This is a genomic window from Microbacterium sp. Root1433D1, assembly GCF_001426835.1.
In the GTDB taxonomy this organism is placed as follows: domain Bacteria; phylum Actinomycetota; class Actinomycetes; order Actinomycetales; family Microbacteriaceae; genus Microbacterium; species Microbacterium maritypicum.
In genome coordinates this window covers 734,465-750,719 of the sequence record NZ_LMFN01000001.1, presented here as the reverse complement: position 1 = coordinate 750,719, position 16,255 = coordinate 734,465, and the positions used below count along the sequence as shown (strand labels likewise).

Below are 16,255 nucleotides of genomic sequence, written 5' to 3'. Positions count from 1 at the left end.
TGGCGGGTGCCTATGCCCCGTCGAAGACCGGGCTGAGGAAGCGGCGCTCGTAGCGGCGGATGCACCCGGTCCTGCGGGCGAAGTCGAAGGCCTCGACGCACTCCGGGTCGCTCTTGGAGGAGGTCCGATAGACCTCGTACTCCGCCAGGGAGGGGAAGGTGAACAGCGCGAAGGCCTCATCGCTGTCGCCCTCGCTCGGCAGGAAGTAGCCGTGGTGGGTGCCGCCATGCTTCTCCACGAGGCGGATCCACGTGCGGCCGTACGCGGTGAAGTCGTCGAGCTTGTCCGGATCGATCTCGTAGCGCAGATGAACGGTGATCATGAGGATGATCCTTCCAGATCGGCCAGGGTGCCGGGGAACCCCGACACTACGCTGAGCACGTGACGAACTCGCGCGACATGGTTCACATCCCGGGTGGCACGTTTCTGATGGGTTCCGATGACTTCTACCCGGACGAGCGACCGGCCCATCAGCGCGAGGTCGCCCCGTTCTTCATCGATCGCTATGAGGTGACGAACTCGCAGTACGCCCAATTCGTCGAGGTGACCGGATACGTGACGGTCGCCGAGCGCGAGCTCGATCCCGCGGCCTTCCCCGGAGCCGACCCCGCGGACCTGGTGCCCGGTGCGATGGTGTTCACGCCGACGTCCGGCCCGACGGATCTGCGCGAATGGCGCAACTGGTGGCGCTGGCAGCCGGGGGCGTCCTGGCGCCGGCCGTTCGGACCCGACTCCTCGATCGACGATCTGCTGCAGCATCCGGTCGTGCACATCGCGTTCGAGGATGCGGTCGCCTACGCCGACTGGGTGGGGATGCGGCTGCCGACCGAGGTCGAGCACGAGTACGCGGCACGCGGGGGAGTGGACGGCGCTCCCTTCGCCTGGGGTGACGAGGCGTACCCGGGCGGCATCGCCCAGGCGAACTCCTGGCTCGGACGCTTCCCCTACGACAACCAGGGTGTGGGCGGCACGGCCCCGGTCGGCTCGTACCCTCCGAACGGCTATGGCCTCTACGACATGATCGCGAACGTCTGGGAGTGGACGACCGATTTCTACACGCCGCGGCACCTCCGCCTCTCCGACGCCCCGGTCGACCCGGGCAAGCGCGCGAACCTGCTCGCCGCCGCGAGCGCGCAGGAGGGGTTCCCCGACATCCCGCGTCGAGTGCTCAAGGGCGGATCGCACCTCTGCTCGCCCGACTACTGCCTGCGCTTCCGTCCGGCCGCGCGCTCGCCGCAGGCGGAGGACACCGGCATGTCGCACATCGGATTCCGCCTCACCCGTTCCGAGTGAGGCGCCTCTGGGCGCACCCGTGAGGGAGTGCTTGGCTTCGACGGAGGGCGATCGCCCCCGTTTCGCGGGTCGAGCAAGGAGTCGTCATGGCGGACAAGCCCAACATCCTCATTATCTGGGGCGATGACATCGGCATCAGCAACCTGAGCACGTACTCCGACGGCCTGATGGGCTACCGCACGCCGAACATCGATCGGATCGCCGACGAGGGCGTGAAGTTCACCGACTACTACGGCGAGCAGAGCTGCACCGCGGGGCGCGCGGCCTTCATCACCGGGCAGAACCCGTACCGCACCGGACTCACGAAGGTGGGGATGCCCGGCGCGAGACTGGGTCTTCAGCCGGAGGACCCCACGATCGCCGACGCCCTCAAGCACCACGGCTACGCCACCGGACAGTTCGGGAAGAACCACCTCGGCGACCGCGACGAGCACCTGCCGACCGCTCATGGCTTCGACGAGTTCTTCGGCAACCTTTATCACCTCAACGCCGAGGAGGAGCCCGAGCACCCCGACTACCCGACCGATGAGGAGTTCCCCGGCTTCAGTGAGAAGTTCCGTCCCCGCGGCGTGCTCCACTCCTGGGCGAACGCCGATGGCACCCAGCGCATCGAAGACACCGGACCGTTGACGAAGAAGCGGATGGAGACGGTCGACGAGGAGTTCCGCGATGCGGCCGCGGGCTTCATCCGCACCCAGGCGCAGGACGACACCCCCTTCTTCGTCTGGTTCAACTCGACGCACATGCATTTCCGCACCCACACCAAGGAAGAGAGCAAGGGGCGCGCCGGACGCTGGCAGTCGGACTACCACGACACGATGCTCGACCACGATGACATCGTGGGAAGTCTGCTCGACCTGATCGACGAGCTCGGGCTGGCCGAGAACACGATCGTCATGTACTCCACCGACAACGGCCCGCACATGAATAGCTGGCCCGACGCCGGGATGACGCCGTTCCGCAACGAGAAGAACTCCAATTGGGAGGGCGCCTACCGCGTGCCCGCGATGGTCCGCTGGCCGGGGCGCATTCCGGCGGGGACGACGCTCAACGGGATCGTCAGCCACAACGACTGGTTCATCACACTGCTGGCCGCAGCCGGAGACGCGGACATCGCCGAGCGCCTGAAGGAAGGCACCGAGCTGCACGGCATGGATTTCAGAGTGCACCTCGACGGGAACAACCAGCTGGACTACATCACGGGTGCCGTCGAACACAGTCCGCGTCGCCACTTCTTCTACGTGTCGGACGACGGCGACCTCACGGCGCTGCGGTTCGAGAACTGGAAGGTGGTGTTCCTCGAGCAGCGCGCCGCCGGCACCCTGCTCGTCTGGCAGGAGCCCTATGTCGAGCTGCGCTTCCCGAAGCTGTTCAACCTCCGCGCAGACCCCTACGAGCGGGCCGACATCACGTCGAACACCTACTGGGACTGGGTGCTCGACCACATCTTCCTGTTCGTGCCGGCGCAGGCGTATGTCGCGCGGATGCTGCAGAGTCTCGTGGAGTTCCCCGCGCGGCAGGAGTCGGCGTCGTTCACGATCAACCAGGTGATGGCGAAGCTGGATGCGACGGCCGGCAGCTCCTGACCCACGAGCCGCGCCGATCGTCATGTTCCCGCCCGAGGTCGCGCGTTTCGGCGCGCCGTTCATCCCCGGTGATATCGGCCGCAGGAGGCCGTCAGGTGGAGCCGCTACCCTCAGGCCATGCGCCGAATCGTGGTCCTTCCTTTCGTCCTCGCCGCCGGACTCACCGCCGGACTCCTCTCCGGCTGCTCGCAGGTCACGCAGATGGCGGGCGACGCGATCGGAGTCGACGTCCAAGCGACGTGCACGACGATCGACGACGCCTACGGGCAGTACCAGGCGCTGCTCGACCAGGGCGAGATCTCGGCCGAGCAGGCCGACGCGGCGCGCGACGAGCTCGTCGCATCGCTCGAGGGGCTCGCGGCGAACGTCGACGGACAGCTGGGCGACCTCATCCGCTCCGGCGCCACCCAGATCGGCGGCATGACAGACCTGCAGGCCCCGGAGACGGTCGAGGCGATCGAGCAGCTCAAGGACTCGGCCTCGGCCTTCTGCGGCTGACCCGGCGGCCTGTGAGACGATGCCGGAGATGAGCACTGCGGCTGATGAAGAGCTTCGCGCCCTCCGGGCCCGCGCCTATGGTCCGACGGCGGACATCGAGAGCGATCCTGCAGCCCTGCATCGCCTCCAGCAGCTGGAGGCGATGACGAAGCCGAGGGCATCCACCGGTGATGCCGACGCCTCCGCGTCGGAGATCGAGCCCGTGCGGCAGCCCGAGCCGATTCGACCACCCGAGCCCCTTCGAAGGGATGCGCGGCCGGAGCAGAGCGCGCAAGAAGCGGAGAAGGACGAACTCGACGTGTTCGCCGATGCCGCCGTCGATGCGACGGATCCGCTCGCGCCGAAACAGGAACCAGCCGAGAAGCTGGCGGCCTGGTTCACGGTGCGCACGACCAGGATCCTGTGGGTGGTCGCGATCGTGGCGGCGGCCGTGATGTCGGCGGCCGTCACCTTCGCACTCGTGAAGGTCACCCCCGTCGCCTCGTCTTCGGGGGCTCCGCAGATCACCACACTCGACGCGACATCGACACTCAAGGTCCCGGCGGGGTGGATGGGAGCAGGCCCAAGCTCCGCTGTGTTCGACTTCTACGGCTTGGCTCTGGTGGAGACCACGGGTGGATACGGCGGCGGGGGTATCGGAAGCGAGTGCTTCACCGTCGCCAGGGCCGACCAGATCCCGAAGGCGGAGGAGTTCGACTCCTCCAACGGATGGAGCTACGACGGACCCGTATACACGGGTTGCGCCGTCGGCACGTTCCCCGCGACCGTCGAGGTGCCTTTCGACAGCAATGTCCCCAAGGAGCTGAGCGAGCGCTTCCCCTCAGCGACCGCACTGCAGTTCGTGTACGACGGTGAACGGGTCGGGGTCTTCCTCGACAGCGAGTAGGCGAACGGACGAGCTCTCCGACGGGACCGCTCGGCGAGCGAAGCCCCCACCGCGGGAGCGGTCCAGCGCGATGTTACGATGGCCGCAGCAGCTGCGGGGGAGTGACGACCCCCGGCCCTCAGGGGCAGGTGGCGGCTCGCGCGTCCGGCGTATCGACGAGAGGCCGATGAGCGATCGGCGAAGGTGTGGTGGCACCGCGATCTAGCCCCCGCCCGCACCTCCAGGGCTTTCGCCACCTGGAGGAATCATGTCGCCGACCGACCCCGCTCGCACGCTCGCCACTCAGCTTCCCGACACGCCCCCTGGCGTACGGATCACCCTCATGGGACACGTGCACCGGCGCAGGGAACTCGCCACCGTCTCGTTCCTGATCCTGCGCGACCGCACCGGACTCGCGCAGATCGTGTTCCGACCCGAGCAGCTCCCGACCGCCGGTCTGCCCGGTGAGGAGACGGTCGTGCGCATCGAAGGCACCGCGACCGCGAACGCGCACGCCCCCGGTGGCATCGAGGTGACAGCACCCGAGATCACCCTGCTCTCGGAGCCCGCCCGCACCCCGGTGGTCGAGCTGTGGCGGCCCACTCTCGACGCCGCGCTTCCCACGGTGCTCGACCATGCGGCGGTGACCTGGCGGCACCCCGCTCAGCGTGCGAAGTGGGAGCTGGCTGCGGCGAGCCTGCGCGGATTCCGTCGCACGCTCGACGCCGAGGGATTCACCGAGATCCAGACGCCGAAGCTCGTCGACTCTGTGACGGAGTCGGGAGCGAACGTGTTCCCGGTCGACTACTTCGGCACGACCGCTTACCTCGCGCAGAGTCCGCAGTTCTTCAAGCAGCAGCTCGTCGGCGTCTTCGAGCGCGTCTACGAGACGGGCCCCGTGTTCCGCGCGGAACCGCACGACACGGTGCGTCATCTCGCCGAGTACGTCTCCCTCGACGCCGAGCTCGGCTTCATCCGCGACCACCGCGATGTGCTCGCGCTGCTGCACCGGGTGCTGCTCGGCATGATCGAGAGCATCCGCACCGAGAGCGGGGACGCGGTCGCGCGCCTCGGCCTCGCGCTTCCCGCGATCCCCGACGAGATCCCGGTGATCCACTTCCAGGACGCGCTGCGGCGGGTCGGAGCCCCGGATGACGAGCCCGACCTGGCACCGGCGCACGAGCGCGCCCTCGGCGAGTGGGCCCAGCAGCGGTACGGCAGCGACGTGATCGCGGTCGAGGGGTACCCGATGCGCAAGCGGCCCTTCTACACGCACCCGCAGCCGGACGACCCGCGGTGGAGCAACAGCTTCGACCTGATCTTCCGCGGCCTCGAGCTCGTGACCGGTGGGCAGCGACGGCATCGGTACTCCGACTACGTCGCCGCCATCGAGGCGCGGGGCGAGTCGCCCGACGCGTACGCTTCCTACCTCTCGGCCTTCGCGCACGGCATGCCGCCGCACGGAGGGTTCGCGATCGGTCTGGAGCGCTGGGTGTCGAGACTCATCGAGGCGTCGAACATCCGGGAGGTGACGCTCTTCCCGCGCGACCTGCACCGGCTCACCCCGTGAGCCCGCGGTCGCGGTGCGCGATAGCATCTGTGGCATGAACTTCAACCGCTCCGCATGGTGGTGGCTGCGATAGCAGCCGGTTGAAGCATGTTCACGGGCTGCACGGCAGTTCGTGACAGCACCCGAGAACTCCGTGCGGCTCCCGATTCAGGGAGAGACAGATGGATTCGTTCACCGCGACCGCGCAGCGATCGACGGAGGTCGCCGACGCCGTGGCCCGGCACCCGGAGAGGTTCCGTGTGCTCACGGGCGAGCGCCCGACCGGGGCGCTTCACCTCGGGCACTATTTCGGGACCATCCGGGAGCGGGTGCGGCTGCAGGAAGCCGGGGTCGAGACGTTCCTCGTGCTCGCCGACTACCAGGTCATCACCGACCGGGATACGACGGCGCACGTGCGCGACAACGTGCACGGGGCCGTTCTCGACTACCTCGCAGCCGGGATCGACCCGGAGCGGACGACGGTCTTCACGCACTCGTCGGTCCCTGCGCTGAACCAGTTGCTGCTGCCGTTCCTCAGTCTCGTCACCGAGGCCGAGCTGCACCGCAACCCGACGGTCAAGTCGGAGCTCGAGGCCTCGGGGCGTGCGCTGAGCGGGTTGCTGCTGACCTATCCGGTGCATCAAGCCGCCGACATCCTGTTCTGCAAGGGCAACCTGGTGCCGGTGGGAAAGGACAATCTGCCGCACGTGGAGATGACGCGGGTGATCGCCCGACGGTTCAACGAGCGCTACGGCCCGATCTTCCCGGTTCCCGATGCCCTGGTCACCGCGGCGCCGGAGGTGCCGGGGCTGGACGGTCGGAAGATGTCGAAGAGCTACGGCAACGCGATCGCCCTGTCGATGACGGCGGACGAGACCGTCGCCGCGATCCGCCGTGCCCGAACGGATCAGGATCGGCGGATCACGTTCGATCCGGAGCATCGGCCGGGCGTCTCGGCGCTGCTGTCGACGGCCGCTCTGTGCCTCGACGTCGCGCCCGAGGAGCTGGCGGACGACATCGGTGACGGCGGCAGCGGCGAACTGAAGAAGGTCACTGCGACGGCGGTGAACGACTTCCTGGCACCCCTGCGGGAGCGGCGTCGAGGCTTCGCTGCAGACGGCGAGATCGTGCGCCGCGTGCTTCGTCGAGGCAACGAGCACGCCCGTGGGATCGCAGACGCAACCCTCGATGAGGTGCGCGAGGCGATGGGGACCGTGTACTAGGCGGCCTGCGCGCCGGCCGCCCGCGCGCTCGACATCGGCGACCATCCTCGCTCAATCGCCCGGCGAGGGCGTCCACGGTGGAGACTGTGTCTGAGTGCCGAGCCGTGCAGGGGAGGAGAACGATGACGACCGTGTTCCCGCGTTCCGTCTCCGTCGTCATCCCGGTGCGCGACGACGCCCGCCTGCTGGAGGTGTGTCTGAGCGCCCTCGCCCGGCAGACCCGGAAGGCCGACGAGATCGTGATCGTCGACAACGGCAGCAGCGATGACACGGCCGCCGTCGCCGAGCGGTTCGGCGCACGGGTCGTGAGCGAGCCGATCCGGGGGATTCCTCGCGCATCGGCCGCGGGCTACGACGCGGCGACCGGTGACATCATCGCGCGGCTCGACGCCGATTCCCGGCCGGCACCGGATTGGATCGCGCGGATCGAACGGACGTTCCGCACCCGCGACGACGTCGACTTCGTCACGGGGGAGCCGCGCTTCTACGGTGCGACGCCCCTGGTGCACTGGATGGGGGCGCACCTCTACATCGGCGGCATGTACGCCGCGATGGGTCCGCTTCTCGGGCATGCGCCCCTCTACGGATCGAACATGGCGATGCGCGCCGCCGCCTGGCGGATGCTGAGCGGGGAGGTGCACCGCGAGGAGCAGAACATTCACGACGACTTCGACCTGTCGTTCCACGTGCGGCCGGGGATGACGGTGCTGCGCGATCGAAGCCTCGTGGTCGAGGTCTCGGCGCGGCCGTTCCAGGACTGGGCGTCGCTCCGACGGCGGTTGAGCTATGTGGTGCCCACCGTGCGGCTGCACCTGTCGGAAGAGCCTCTGCACCGGCGGCGCCAGGCTCGCCGCGAGGCCGAGCGCTCTTCGGTCGGCCGGTGACGCCGTCGGTGGCTCAGTCGCGAGCCCGCGCGTAGAGATCGAGCAGGTCGGCGGCGAGCTGATGCGGGGTGGTCTCGCTCGGGCTGTGGCCGGTCGCATACGAGCGGAACTCGGCGTCGATGTCGCGGGCGTACCGTTCGTGGGCGGCGAGGGGCCACAGATCATGCGACCCGGCGACGACGAGCTTGGGCACGGGCAGCTCCCGCACGCGGCTGCGCACATCGGGCGCGATCACCATGAGGCCGACGATCTCGTCGACGCTGCGCCTGCTCGTGAGCGCGAACCGTGAGCGCACGAACTCCAACCGTCGGGGTGGGACCCGGTTCTTGTTCGTCACGATCCCCCAGATCATGAGGCCGGCTCCGCGCCGTGGGCTCGCGATCGGGGCGAGGGGACCCAGCCACTTCATGCTCGCGAACACGTTGCCGGACCCCGGAGGTGTGGTGAGCAGCGCGAGGGAGAGCACGAGGTCCCGGCGGTGGACGGCGACCAGCTGAGCAACCGTGCCGGCGAACGAATACCCCAGCAGATGTGCGGGTGTGCCCGCTTCGAGGAATGCGACCAGGTCGCCGATGAACAGCTCGTAGGTGTAGGCGGAGTTCGCACCGGCGGCGTGCGACTCGTACTGCCCAGCGAGGTCGAACGACTGCACGAAGTAGCCGGCCTCCGCCAGCAGCGGCAGGATCAGAGCGAAGTCCTCCTTGGACCCCGTCGCCCCCGGCACCAGCACCACCCGCGGATGTCCCGGGTCGCCGATCGAGATCACGGACAGCTCACCGCTCGGGGCGGAGAACCGCGACCGCACCGACCCGGGGGGAGGCGTCGTCCAGTCGATGTCGCCGATGGCCGCGTCGAGGGAGGCCGGGGTGCGGGATGCCCGCTCGCTCCTCGAATCTGTCGACACGCTCACAAGCTACCCCTCGGCTCCCTCGTGCAGAAGCACATCGGGAGCGTCTCGCCTTTAGTTGCACTTTGGCAACTAAAGGCGTATGGTTGACCTCGATCAACTTTCTACGCAGGAGCGCCACCCCGTGACAGACACCCCATCCGCACCCCCTGAGACGACCCGTTCGGCCCGCGAGGTCTTCACCGCGATCTCCGGTCTCGTCGTCGGCATGTTCGTCGCCGTGCTCTCGGGCACGGTCGTGTCGACCTCGATGCCGGTCATCATCGCCGACCTCGGCGGTACGCAGTCCCAGTACACCTGGGTCATCACCGCGAGCCTTCTGGCCACCGCCGTCTCCACCCCGATCTGGGGCAAGCTCGCCGACCTGGTCGACCGTAAGGTCCTGGTCCAGATCTCCCTCATCCTCTTCACGGTCGGCACCGTGATCGCCGGCTTCTCGACCGATACGAACATGCTCATCGCTGTGCGCGTCGTCCAGGGCATCGGCGTCGGCGGCCTGATGTCGCTCGTCATGATCGCCGTGGCCCTCATCATCTCCCCGCGTGAGCGCGGCAAGTACATGGGCGTCGTCGGCGGCATCATGGCCCTGGGCACCATCGGCGGCCCTCTGCTCGGAGGACTCCTCACCGACGTATGGGGCTGGCGCTCCAACTTCTTCGTCGGCGTGCCCTTCGCGATCCTCGCCCTCGTGCTGCTGCAGTTCACGCTGCACCTGCCCAAGCCCCAGCGCGACACCAAGGTCTCGATCGACTACTTCGGCATCGTGCTCCTCGCCGTCGGCGTCTCGACCCTGCTCATCTGGGTCTCCATGGGCGGCAACCAGTTCGACTGGGACTCCTCGACGAGCATCATGCTCGTGGTCACCGCCGGCGTCGCGATCGCCGCGTTCATCACGGTCGAGTTCTTCGTCAAGGAACCGATCGTGCCGATGTCGCTGTTCCGAAACCGCACCTTCACCCTGTCGGTCATCGCTTCGATCGCCATCGGCGTCTCGATGTTCGCCACGTCGGTGTTCCTCGCGCAGTACTTCCAGCTCGCCCGTGGCGCCACGCCCACCGAGTCGGGCCTCATGACCATCCCGATGATCATCGGCCAGATGGGGGCGTCGATCATCATCGGCCAGCTCGTGAGTCGCTTCGGCAAGTGGAAGGGCTGGATGGTCACGGGCTCGATCCTCACGACGATCGGCGTCAGCCTGATGGCAACCCTGCGCTACGACACCCCGTTCCCGCTCGTGGCCGTGTACATGTTCGTGCTCGGCGCCGGCCTCGGCATGGTCATGCAGAACCTCACGCTCATCGTGCAGAACGACACCGCGCCGCAGCAGCTGGGTGCCGCCTCGTCGAACGTCAACTTCTTCCGCACGATCGCCGGCACCATCGGCGTCACCGTGATGGGTTCGCTGCTGTCGACCAGTGTCGCGAACTACATCACCGACGCCCTCGACGGCTTCGTGCCCTCCACGCCGGCCGAGATCGACGCGCTCGAGCACCTCGCCTCCGGCGACGTCCCGAAGGTCGGTCAGCTGCCCGACACGATCCGCGCGATCGTCGAGAGTGCCTACGGTCACGGCATCGCGGACTCCTTCATCATCGCGATTCCGCTCGCCGTGATCGCCATCATCGCCATCGCGTTCATCAAGAACAAGCCGCTGTCGACGAAGAACGCCGCCGAGCAGATGCTCGAGCAGGCCGAGGAGTCGGTGATCGAGGTCTCCGAGGCTGAGGTCGGAGCCTCGCTCTCCACCGGATCCATCCGGATCCAGGGCGCGAGCAGCGGGCCCACGACCGGTTCGGTCCGCGTTCTCGAGCGCGAAGACCGTGAGCGCGAAGACCGGGACGGGGAGCGCTGAGGTCGTGGCCTCGGCAGCGGCTGCGCCGTCGGATGTCGACAGTGCTCTCGGCGACCTCCAGGCGCACCTGAACCTCATCTTCGCGAGGACTCGGTCGCTGTGGAGGGAATCCGCCGCCCGGGTCCATCCGGAGCTTCAGGTGGGCGGCTACAAGCTGCTCACGTTCATCGATCGGGCGGGCACCGCGAACGCGCACGAGCTCGCCGAGCGGTTCGAGATGGACAAGTCGGTGATCAGTCGTCAGGTGCGGATGCTCGAGGAGCTGGGGCTTCTCGAGTCCCGCCCCGATGAGCGCGACGGGCGGCTCCGGGTGCTGAGCGCGACGGCCTCGGCCTGCAGCGCGCTCGCCGAGGTGCGCCGCGACTACGGCTCCCGTCTCCAGGCCGTGATCGACGAGCTGACGCCCGAGGAGATCAGGGCGGCCTCCAAGGCCTTCCGGCTGCTCGCCGAGGTGTGACTCGAAGCCCCGCTGTCCCGATCGACAGCGGGGCTTCGCCGTACACTGGCGATCATGAGCGCCTCCTCCGACGCCCCTTCCGAGACCCCCGCATCCGCGTCAGCGCCGGGCCGCCTGGGAGACGACGACCTCGATCAGGCCGTCACCAGAGTGGAGCAGGAACTCGGACGGCTCTTCGCGCGGATCCGCATCGGCTGGCGGGAAGCCGCGGCCACCGTGCACCCCGACCTGCAGCCGCTCGGCTACCAGGTGCTGACCTCCATCGCGACGGGCAAGGCGACCTCGGCCGGCGCGATCATCGAACGGCTGCAGACCGACAAGTCGGCGGTGAGCCGCCAGGTGCGACAGCTCGAGCAGCTGGGACTCGTCGAGAGCGTGCCCGACCCCGAGGACCGCAGGGCCCGCGTGCTCGTGGCCACAGAACTCGCCCAGGAGCGGGTGGCTCTCGCCCGCTCGCGCTACGAGGGTCGTATCGGTGAGCGGCTGCGAAACTGGACCGCCGCCGACCTCGACCACTTCGCCGACCTGCTCGCCGGCCTCGGCGGCTGACGGGAACCGACCGGGCGGAAGCAGCCGCGGGAATACGGCGCACCGCTCGCGCCTTACCTCCCTCTGTGAGTCTCTACGAACCGGCCGTCTTCGGCGCCCTGCAGCTGTCCAACCGCGTCGTGATGGCGCCTCTCACCCGCACCCGTGCCGACGACGACGGAGTTCCGACCACCACCATGGCGGAGTACTACCGCCAGCGTGCCGGGCAGGGGCTCATCATCTCCGAGGGCACGTGGCCGGCGGTCGAGGGCAAGTCGTATCCCGGGCAGCCGGGCATCGTGACACCCGCGCAGATCGAGGGGTGGAAGCCGATCACCGCGGCGGTCCACGATGCGGGCGGAACGATCGTCATGCAGCTCATGCACGGCGGCCGTGTGGGTCACCCCGCGATCTCGGGGGAGCCGCGGGTCGTCGCACCCAGCGCGCTCGCCGCGCCCGGACAGACGCGCACGCCCGAGGGCAAGGCAGACCTCCCCGTCGCACACGCGCTCACCCTCGACGAGATCCCCGAGGTGATCGAGCAGTTCGCCCAGGCGGCGCGCAACGCGATCGCGGCCGGGTTCGACGGCGTCGAGGTGCACGGTGCGAATGGCTATCTCGTGCACGAGTTCCTGTCTCCGGTGTCGAACATCCGTGACGACCGCTACGGCGGGTCGCCCGAGAACCGCGCCCACTTCGCGATCGAGGTCACCGCGGCCGTCGCCGCGGCCGTCGGCGCCGACCGCACCGGCATCCGTCTCTCGCCGCAGCACAACATCCAGGGCGTGCTGGAGGAGGACGACGCGGATGTCCTCGCCACCTACACCGCCGTCGCCGAAGGGCTCGCGCCGCTCGGTCTCGCCTTCATCGACGTGCTCAACGCGCACCCTGCCGGTGAGCTCGTGCAGCACATCCGCCGTACAGGCGGCGCGCCTCTGATCGTCAACACCGGTTTCGCGACCGAAACCACCAAGGATGAGGCCGAGGCCCTCGTCGCCGACGGATGGGCGGATGCCGTCGCCGTCGGCCGACCCGTGATCGCCAACCCCGATCTGGCCGAGCGCTGGATCCAGGGGGCGGAGCTCAACGAGCCGCGGCCCGAGCTGTTCTACGGCCGGACGGCGGAGGGATACAGCGACTACCCGTCGCTGGAGTCGGTGCGCGCCGGAGTCTGAGGTCGCGCGGAGAAGCGCGTGAAGGCGAGGTCAACGAGGGCGAGCGCATCCCGGGGGATCACAGCCGTGCACGTGACCTGCTCATCGATCGGGAATCCGATGCTGTAGACGAGCGGGTCGGTGTCGATCTGCATCGCGGGGCGTTCCTCTCCGTCGACTTCGACCGACGCTTCCGACACCGACGCGGTCGTGGTGTTCGATTCGGGATCGACGCGCGGATCGGCCGAGAGGCCCAGCTCCTCGCGGAACTGGTTGCGCAGGATGTGATCGGTGTGGTCGACGAGCTGCTCCGGGAGAGACGATCGCGCTCGACCAGGTGACGCGTGCCACTTGGTGCGCACCGCTTCCCACAGCGTCGGGTACCGGAAGGCCTGCACGTGCGCGATCAGCCAGGCCGGACGACCCCAGGGGGGCTCCTCCATGAGGGATCGCCGCGTGGCCTCATCCAGCTCGATCTCGTTGCGAGGATCCGCGTGGTCGTCCGGGTACCGCCACAGTGTGTAGCTGAACGATGCCGAGACCTCTTCACGACCGGCCATGCCGGTGGTCTCCGTGAAGCCGGCGATCGGCGTGCGCGTGAGTGATCGCTGCGGCCTCAGCTCGAAGACGGGGAAGGGGAGACTCCTCAGCCGCTTCTCCGACTCGATGCTCGGATCGGGCGCGTCGGTCGGGACCACTCCGCTGTACTCCATCGGTCCAGTGTGCCTTGCGTCGCAGGCTTCGCGCAGGACAGCGTGGCCGTTCTGTTCACGACCGCGTCCGTGAACCGGTCGTAGCGTGGGGGCATGACATTGAAACTCGGCTTCATCGGCATCGTGACCCACGACATGGCGGCCTCCCTCGCCTTCTACCGCGCCCTGGGCGTCGACATCGCGCAGGGCCAGGACGACGCTGCGCACGTCGACGCGAAGCTCGATGACGGCGTGACCCTCGCCTGGGACACGATCGAGACGATCCGTGGGTTCGACCCCGGGTTCGTGCCGGCGACCGGTGGGCATCGCATCGCCCTTGCCTTCGACAAGGGGTCGGCGGCGGAGGTCGATGCCGCGTTCGCCGCTCTCGTGAGCGCCGGATACACGGCGCACGTCGAGCCCTGGGACGCGCACTGGGGTCAGCGCTACGCGACGCTTCTCGATCCCGACGGGAACTCGGTCGACCTCTATGCGGAGCTCGCTGCGAACTGACCGGGACTGACGCCGACCAGCCGCCGGAACTCGCGCGAGAGATGCGGCTGGTCGGCGAAACCGGCTTCGGCGGCGGCTGCGACGAGGGGTGCTCCTCGTCGCAGCAGCGCCTGTGCGCGGCGGGAGCGCTCGAGGCGCACGAGCGTGGCGTATCCGTAGCCGAAGGTCGAGAGCATCCGCCTCCGGAAGGAGCGCTCCGAGGTCCCGTATCCCGCGGCGGCACGGCCGGCCGGCTCGGCAGCCGCTGCCGAGCGGTGCACGGCGGCGGACCAGCGGCTCGATTCCGAGGCCTGCACCGCGAGTGAGGACAGCGCGCCCGTGGAGTGCGCGCCGTCGGCGAACGGCGCCATCGCCGCACGCAGGCGCTCGGCACGCCCGTGGGAGGTGAGGTCTTCGAGAGGGACGAGCTGGTCGGCGATCTCCTCGAGGTCGAGGCCGAGCAGGTGGCCGGCGCGCCCAGGGGGCAACCGGAACCCGAACGAGTCGCCAGCCCCATCACCACCCGCCGTGATCCACCGCGTGGAGGGACCGGCCACCGAGACGCGACCGTCACGCAGTATCAGGTCGACACAGCCGTCTGCGGGGATCGGAGCCCCACCCGCGCTGCCACGGGAGCGCCACAGCGCTGCTCCGTGGGGCAGGCGCGTCTCGGAGTACATCACGTCATTGTCTCAGGCGTGGTCTCAAGCGTGGGCGACCGGCATCAGAGCACGATGTCGCCCGCCGTGTCGAGGGCCCGCCATGCGGTCTCGCGGGCGCCCGTCCGCACGAGCACGTCGGCCGCGATCATCGCGGCGAGGTCGATGCAGGTCAGCGCCGCGATGTCGGCGATCGGCACCTGGAACGTGCGGAAGCCGCTGAGCGGCGCGACGTCGAGCGTCCCCTCCCGTGTGTCGACCAGGGCGGACTGATCGAGCACGAAGCCGGCTGCGGCAAGGCCGTCGTGGCCGTGCCAGGCCGCGATCTTCCAGAACCGGAGCGGCACGCGGATGCCGCGGTAGCTCGGGTCGTTCTCGGCGAGGACCGGGGCGGTGAACACCGACACGCGCTGCTCGGTGGTCTCGGCGTAGGCGAGCACGTGGTCTTCGAGGCCGAGCCAGAGCTGCTTCGACTGATTGAAGCCGGCGGCCTGCGGTGCGGCGTTGGGATAGAAGAACGTCGCCTCGCTCGCCGCCCGCGCGGTCGCGGCCGGTCCCCACCCCGGGTCGCGTCGACGCACGAGGTGCCCGCGATCGAGGTCGTTGCGGGCGTACACCTCGGGCCCCGCCTGCTCATCGGGCGGAAGGCGCTCGTCGAGTCGCCAGTCGCCGGTGCGCGGCAGGTCGCGCAGCGTGGCGCCGTCGATGTTCACGGCCGTCACCGCGGCGAGCCGCCGCTCGGGGTCGAGCAGCACCGTGAACCGGGGATACGGGAGTGTGCGCACGGTCTGGGTGGGGCGAGGGAGGGGGAGTCGCGTGCCGAGGAACTCCACGTCGTAGCCGTCGGTCATGATCCCATCGTGCACGGTGCCTCCGACGTCTGCACCTGTCAGCGCGGATCGACGATGACGTCGAGGGCCACGCCCGCGCACGCCACGCGCGGCAGGTCGGCGAGTCCGCTGCCGCGGACCGAGTCGCCGGTCGCCCAGCGGGGATCGGTCGAGACCACGACGCGGCCGACGCCGTTGGTCAGGGTGACCTCGCACCCCAGGGCGGCGAAGCGGTGCGTCAGATCCTGTTCGACGGACGAAACGAGCAGGTCGAGGCCGGCGACGCCGATGCGACGGCCGTCGACCTCGGCGGGGACGGCGATCGTGATCGTGTACTCGTCGCTGCAGAGGTAGTCGACGTAGGGGCCGGCGACGTGCGGTTCGCCGGTGGCCATCGGCACGCGGAACCACTCCAGGGCGCTGTAGTCGATGTTCTCCTTGTTCAGCGACTGCGAGGCGAGCACGAGCTGCCGGCGGTCCTCACCTTGCCACCACGCGAGATGGCTGTGGGCATCGGAGAGGAGGTCGATCGCGGCGATGAAGCCCGCGCCGTAGACCGGGACGCCGGGAAGGTCGAGTGTCCACAACGCATGCGGTTCCACGAGCGCGTCGATCCTCGAGCGCGTGAGCGGCCCGGCTGCCCTGGCGTCGAAGACCTCCGCGGCGAACGGGGCCACCCAGTCGAGCAGGGTGCGCACGGGCGCCGTGAAGTAGTCCTCCACGATCGCGGCTGCTGCCTGGATGGCGGTGTCGGTTGCTGTGTTCATCGCGTCCTCCTGTGCACGT

At 68.9% G+C, this 16,255-nt stretch carries 18 protein-coding genes; 12 read left to right on the top strand and 6 right to left on the bottom strand.

Going from position 1 to position 16,255, the window contains the following annotated elements:
• Window positions 1-10: 10 nt before the first annotated feature.
• Window positions 11-322: an NIPSNAP family protein gene (locus ASD13_RS03660; RefSeq protein WP_055865890.1), complete on the bottom strand. Its 312-nt coding sequence runs from the start codon at window positions 320-322 to the stop codon at window positions 11-13.
• Between the two features lie 77 nt (window positions 323-399).
• Here ASD13_RS03660 and ASD13_RS03655 point away from each other — a divergent pair, with 77 nt between their 5' ends.
• From ASD13_RS03655 to ASD13_RS03625, 7 genes are all read left to right on the top strand, one after another.
• On the top strand, window positions 400-1,293 hold the full coding sequence (locus ASD13_RS03655; protein WP_055865888.1) for a formylglycine-generating enzyme family protein: 894 nt from the start codon (window positions 400-402) through the stop codon (window positions 1,291-1,293).
• An 86-nt stretch (window positions 1,294-1,379) separates the two neighbouring features.
• Entirely contained in the window at window positions 1,380-2,879 is a 1,500-nt protein-coding gene (locus ASD13_RS03650) for an arylsulfatase (RefSeq protein WP_055865886.1), read from the top strand.
• A gap of 117 nt (window positions 2,880-2,996) precedes the next feature.
• Window positions 2,997-3,377 (top strand): hypothetical protein, encoded by a 381-nt coding sequence (locus ASD13_RS03645; RefSeq protein ID WP_055865884.1) that lies wholly within the window; start codon window positions 2,997-2,999, stop codon window positions 3,375-3,377.
• Between the two features lie 28 nt (window positions 3,378-3,405).
• Entirely contained in the window at window positions 3,406-4,263 is an 858-nt protein-coding gene (locus ASD13_RS03640) for a hypothetical protein (RefSeq protein ID WP_055865882.1), read from the top strand.
• 247 nt (window positions 4,264-4,510) lie between these two features.
• A complete protein-coding gene (aspS, locus tag ASD13_RS03635; protein ID WP_055865880.1) occupies window positions 4,511-5,812 on the top strand; it encodes an aspartate--tRNA(Asn) ligase in 1,302 nt (433 codons plus the stop codon).
• Window positions 5,813-5,973: 161 nt separating this feature from the next.
• Window positions 5,974-7,014 (top strand): tryptophan--tRNA ligase, encoded by a 1,041-nt coding sequence (gene trpS, locus ASD13_RS03630; protein WP_055865878.1) that lies wholly within the window; start codon window positions 5,974-5,976, stop codon window positions 7,012-7,014.
• A gap of 122 nt (window positions 7,015-7,136) precedes the next feature.
• Window positions 7,137-7,898 (top strand): glycosyltransferase family 2 protein, encoded by a 762-nt coding sequence (locus ASD13_RS03625; protein WP_055865875.1) that lies wholly within the window; start codon window positions 7,137-7,139, stop codon window positions 7,896-7,898.
• A 13-nt stretch (window positions 7,899-7,911) separates the two neighbouring features.
• Here the strand turns inward: ASD13_RS03625 and ASD13_RS03620 are convergent, their stop codons facing one another.
• A complete protein-coding gene (locus ASD13_RS03620; RefSeq protein ID WP_055865873.1) occupies window positions 7,912-8,808 on the bottom strand; it encodes an alpha/beta fold hydrolase in 897 nt (298 codons plus the stop codon).
• A gap of 121 nt (window positions 8,809-8,929) precedes the next feature.
• Between ASD13_RS03620 and ASD13_RS03615 the strand changes: the two genes are divergently transcribed.
• From ASD13_RS03615 to ASD13_RS03600, 4 genes are all read left to right on the top strand, one after another.
• Complete coding sequence (locus ASD13_RS03615) at window positions 8,930-10,657, top strand: DHA2 family efflux MFS transporter permease subunit (protein WP_082524276.1); 1,728 nt, start codon at window positions 8,930-8,932, stop codon at window positions 10,655-10,657.
• A complete protein-coding gene (locus ASD13_RS03610) occupies window positions 10,626-11,114 on the top strand; it encodes a MarR family winged helix-turn-helix transcriptional regulator (RefSeq protein WP_055865870.1) in 489 nt (162 codons plus the stop codon). The genes ASD13_RS03615 and ASD13_RS03610 overlap by 32 nt, the downstream gene beginning before the upstream one ends.
• 54 nt (window positions 11,115-11,168) lie before the next feature.
• Complete coding sequence (locus ASD13_RS03605; protein WP_017829344.1) at window positions 11,169-11,663, top strand: MarR family winged helix-turn-helix transcriptional regulator; 495 nt, start codon at window positions 11,169-11,171, stop codon at window positions 11,661-11,663.
• A 65-nt stretch (window positions 11,664-11,728) separates the two neighbouring features.
• Window positions 11,729-12,817, top strand: a complete 1,089-nt coding sequence (locus tag ASD13_RS03600; protein WP_055865868.1) for an alkene reductase — start codon at window positions 11,729-11,731, stop codon at window positions 12,815-12,817.
• On the opposite strand, the gene ASD13_RS03595 is transcribed toward ASD13_RS03600, so the two are convergent.
• Window positions 12,781-13,509, bottom strand: coding sequence for a hypothetical protein (locus tag ASD13_RS03595; RefSeq protein WP_200942444.1), 729 nt, complete (start codon window positions 13,507-13,509; stop codon window positions 12,781-12,783). The two genes, ASD13_RS03600 and ASD13_RS03595, sit on opposite strands and share 37 nt — an antisense overlap.
• Window positions 13,510-13,602: 93 nt before the next feature.
• Here ASD13_RS03595 and ASD13_RS03590 point away from each other — a divergent pair, with 93 nt between their 5' ends.
• Window positions 13,603-14,001: a VOC family protein gene (locus tag ASD13_RS03590; protein ID WP_017829342.1), complete on the top strand. Its 399-nt coding sequence runs from the start codon at window positions 13,603-13,605 to the stop codon at window positions 13,999-14,001.
• Here the strand turns inward: ASD13_RS03590 and ASD13_RS03585 are convergent.
• The 3 genes from ASD13_RS03585 to ASD13_RS03575 are packed head-to-tail and all read right to left on the bottom strand — an operon-like array spanning window position 13,977 to window position 16,236.
• Window positions 13,977-14,660, bottom strand: coding sequence for a helix-turn-helix domain-containing protein (locus ASD13_RS03585; RefSeq protein ID WP_055865865.1), 684 nt, complete (start codon window positions 14,658-14,660; stop codon window positions 13,977-13,979). The two genes, ASD13_RS03590 and ASD13_RS03585, sit on opposite strands and share 25 nt — an antisense overlap.
• Window positions 14,661-14,704: 44 nt before the next feature.
• The gene (locus tag ASD13_RS03580) at window positions 14,705-15,490 is read right to left on the bottom strand and encodes a DNA/RNA non-specific endonuclease (protein WP_055865861.1); all 786 of its coding nucleotides are present in this window, start codon (window positions 15,488-15,490) and stop codon (window positions 14,705-14,707) included.
• Window positions 15,491-15,528: 38 nt separating this feature from the next.
• Entirely contained in the window at window positions 15,529-16,236 is a 708-nt protein-coding gene (locus ASD13_RS03575; RefSeq protein ID WP_055865858.1) for a cache domain-containing protein, read from the bottom strand.
• Between the last annotated feature and the right edge of the window lie 19 nt (window positions 16,237-16,255).

Coding starts and splice junctions, on each gene's coding strand:
- ASD13_RS03660 (WP_055865890.1), bottom strand. CDS start 322: ATGATCACCGTTCATCTGCGCTACGAGATCGATCCGGACAAGCTCGAC.
- ASD13_RS03655 (WP_055865888.1), top strand. CDS start 400: ATGGTTCACATCCCGGGTGGCACGTTTCTGATGGGTTCCGATGACTTC.
- ASD13_RS03650 (WP_055865886.1), top strand. CDS start 1,380: ATGGCGGACAAGCCCAACATCCTCATTATCTGGGGCGATGACATCGGC.
- ASD13_RS03645 (WP_055865884.1), top strand. CDS start 2,997: ATGCGCCGAATCGTGGTCCTTCCTTTCGTCCTCGCCGCCGGACTCACC.
- ASD13_RS03640 (WP_055865882.1), top strand. CDS start 3,406: ATGAGCACTGCGGCTGATGAAGAGCTTCGCGCCCTCCGGGCCCGCGCC.
- aspS (WP_055865880.1), top strand. CDS start 4,511: ATGTCGCCGACCGACCCCGCTCGCACGCTCGCCACTCAGCTTCCCGAC.
- trpS (WP_055865878.1), top strand. CDS start 5,974: ATGGATTCGTTCACCGCGACCGCGCAGCGATCGACGGAGGTCGCCGAC.
- ASD13_RS03625 (WP_055865875.1), top strand. CDS start 7,137: ATGACGACCGTGTTCCCGCGTTCCGTCTCCGTCGTCATCCCGGTGCGC.
- ASD13_RS03605 (WP_017829344.1), top strand. CDS start 11,169: ATGAGCGCCTCCTCCGACGCCCCTTCCGAGACCCCCGCATCCGCGTCA.
- ASD13_RS03595 (WP_200942444.1), bottom strand. CDS start 13,509: ATGGAGTACAGCGGAGTGGTCCCGACCGACGCGCCCGATCCGAGCATC.
- ASD13_RS03590 (WP_017829342.1), top strand. CDS start 13,603: ATGACATTGAAACTCGGCTTCATCGGCATCGTGACCCACGACATGGCG.
- ASD13_RS03585 (WP_055865865.1), bottom strand. CDS start 14,660: ATGTACTCCGAGACGCGCCTGCCCCACGGAGCAGCGCTGTGGCGCTCC.
- ASD13_RS03580 (WP_055865861.1), bottom strand. CDS start 15,490: ATGACCGACGGCTACGACGTGGAGTTCCTCGGCACGCGACTCCCCCTC.
- ASD13_RS03575 (WP_055865858.1), bottom strand. CDS start 16,236: ATGAACACAGCAACCGACACCGCCATCCAGGCAGCAGCCGCGATCGTG.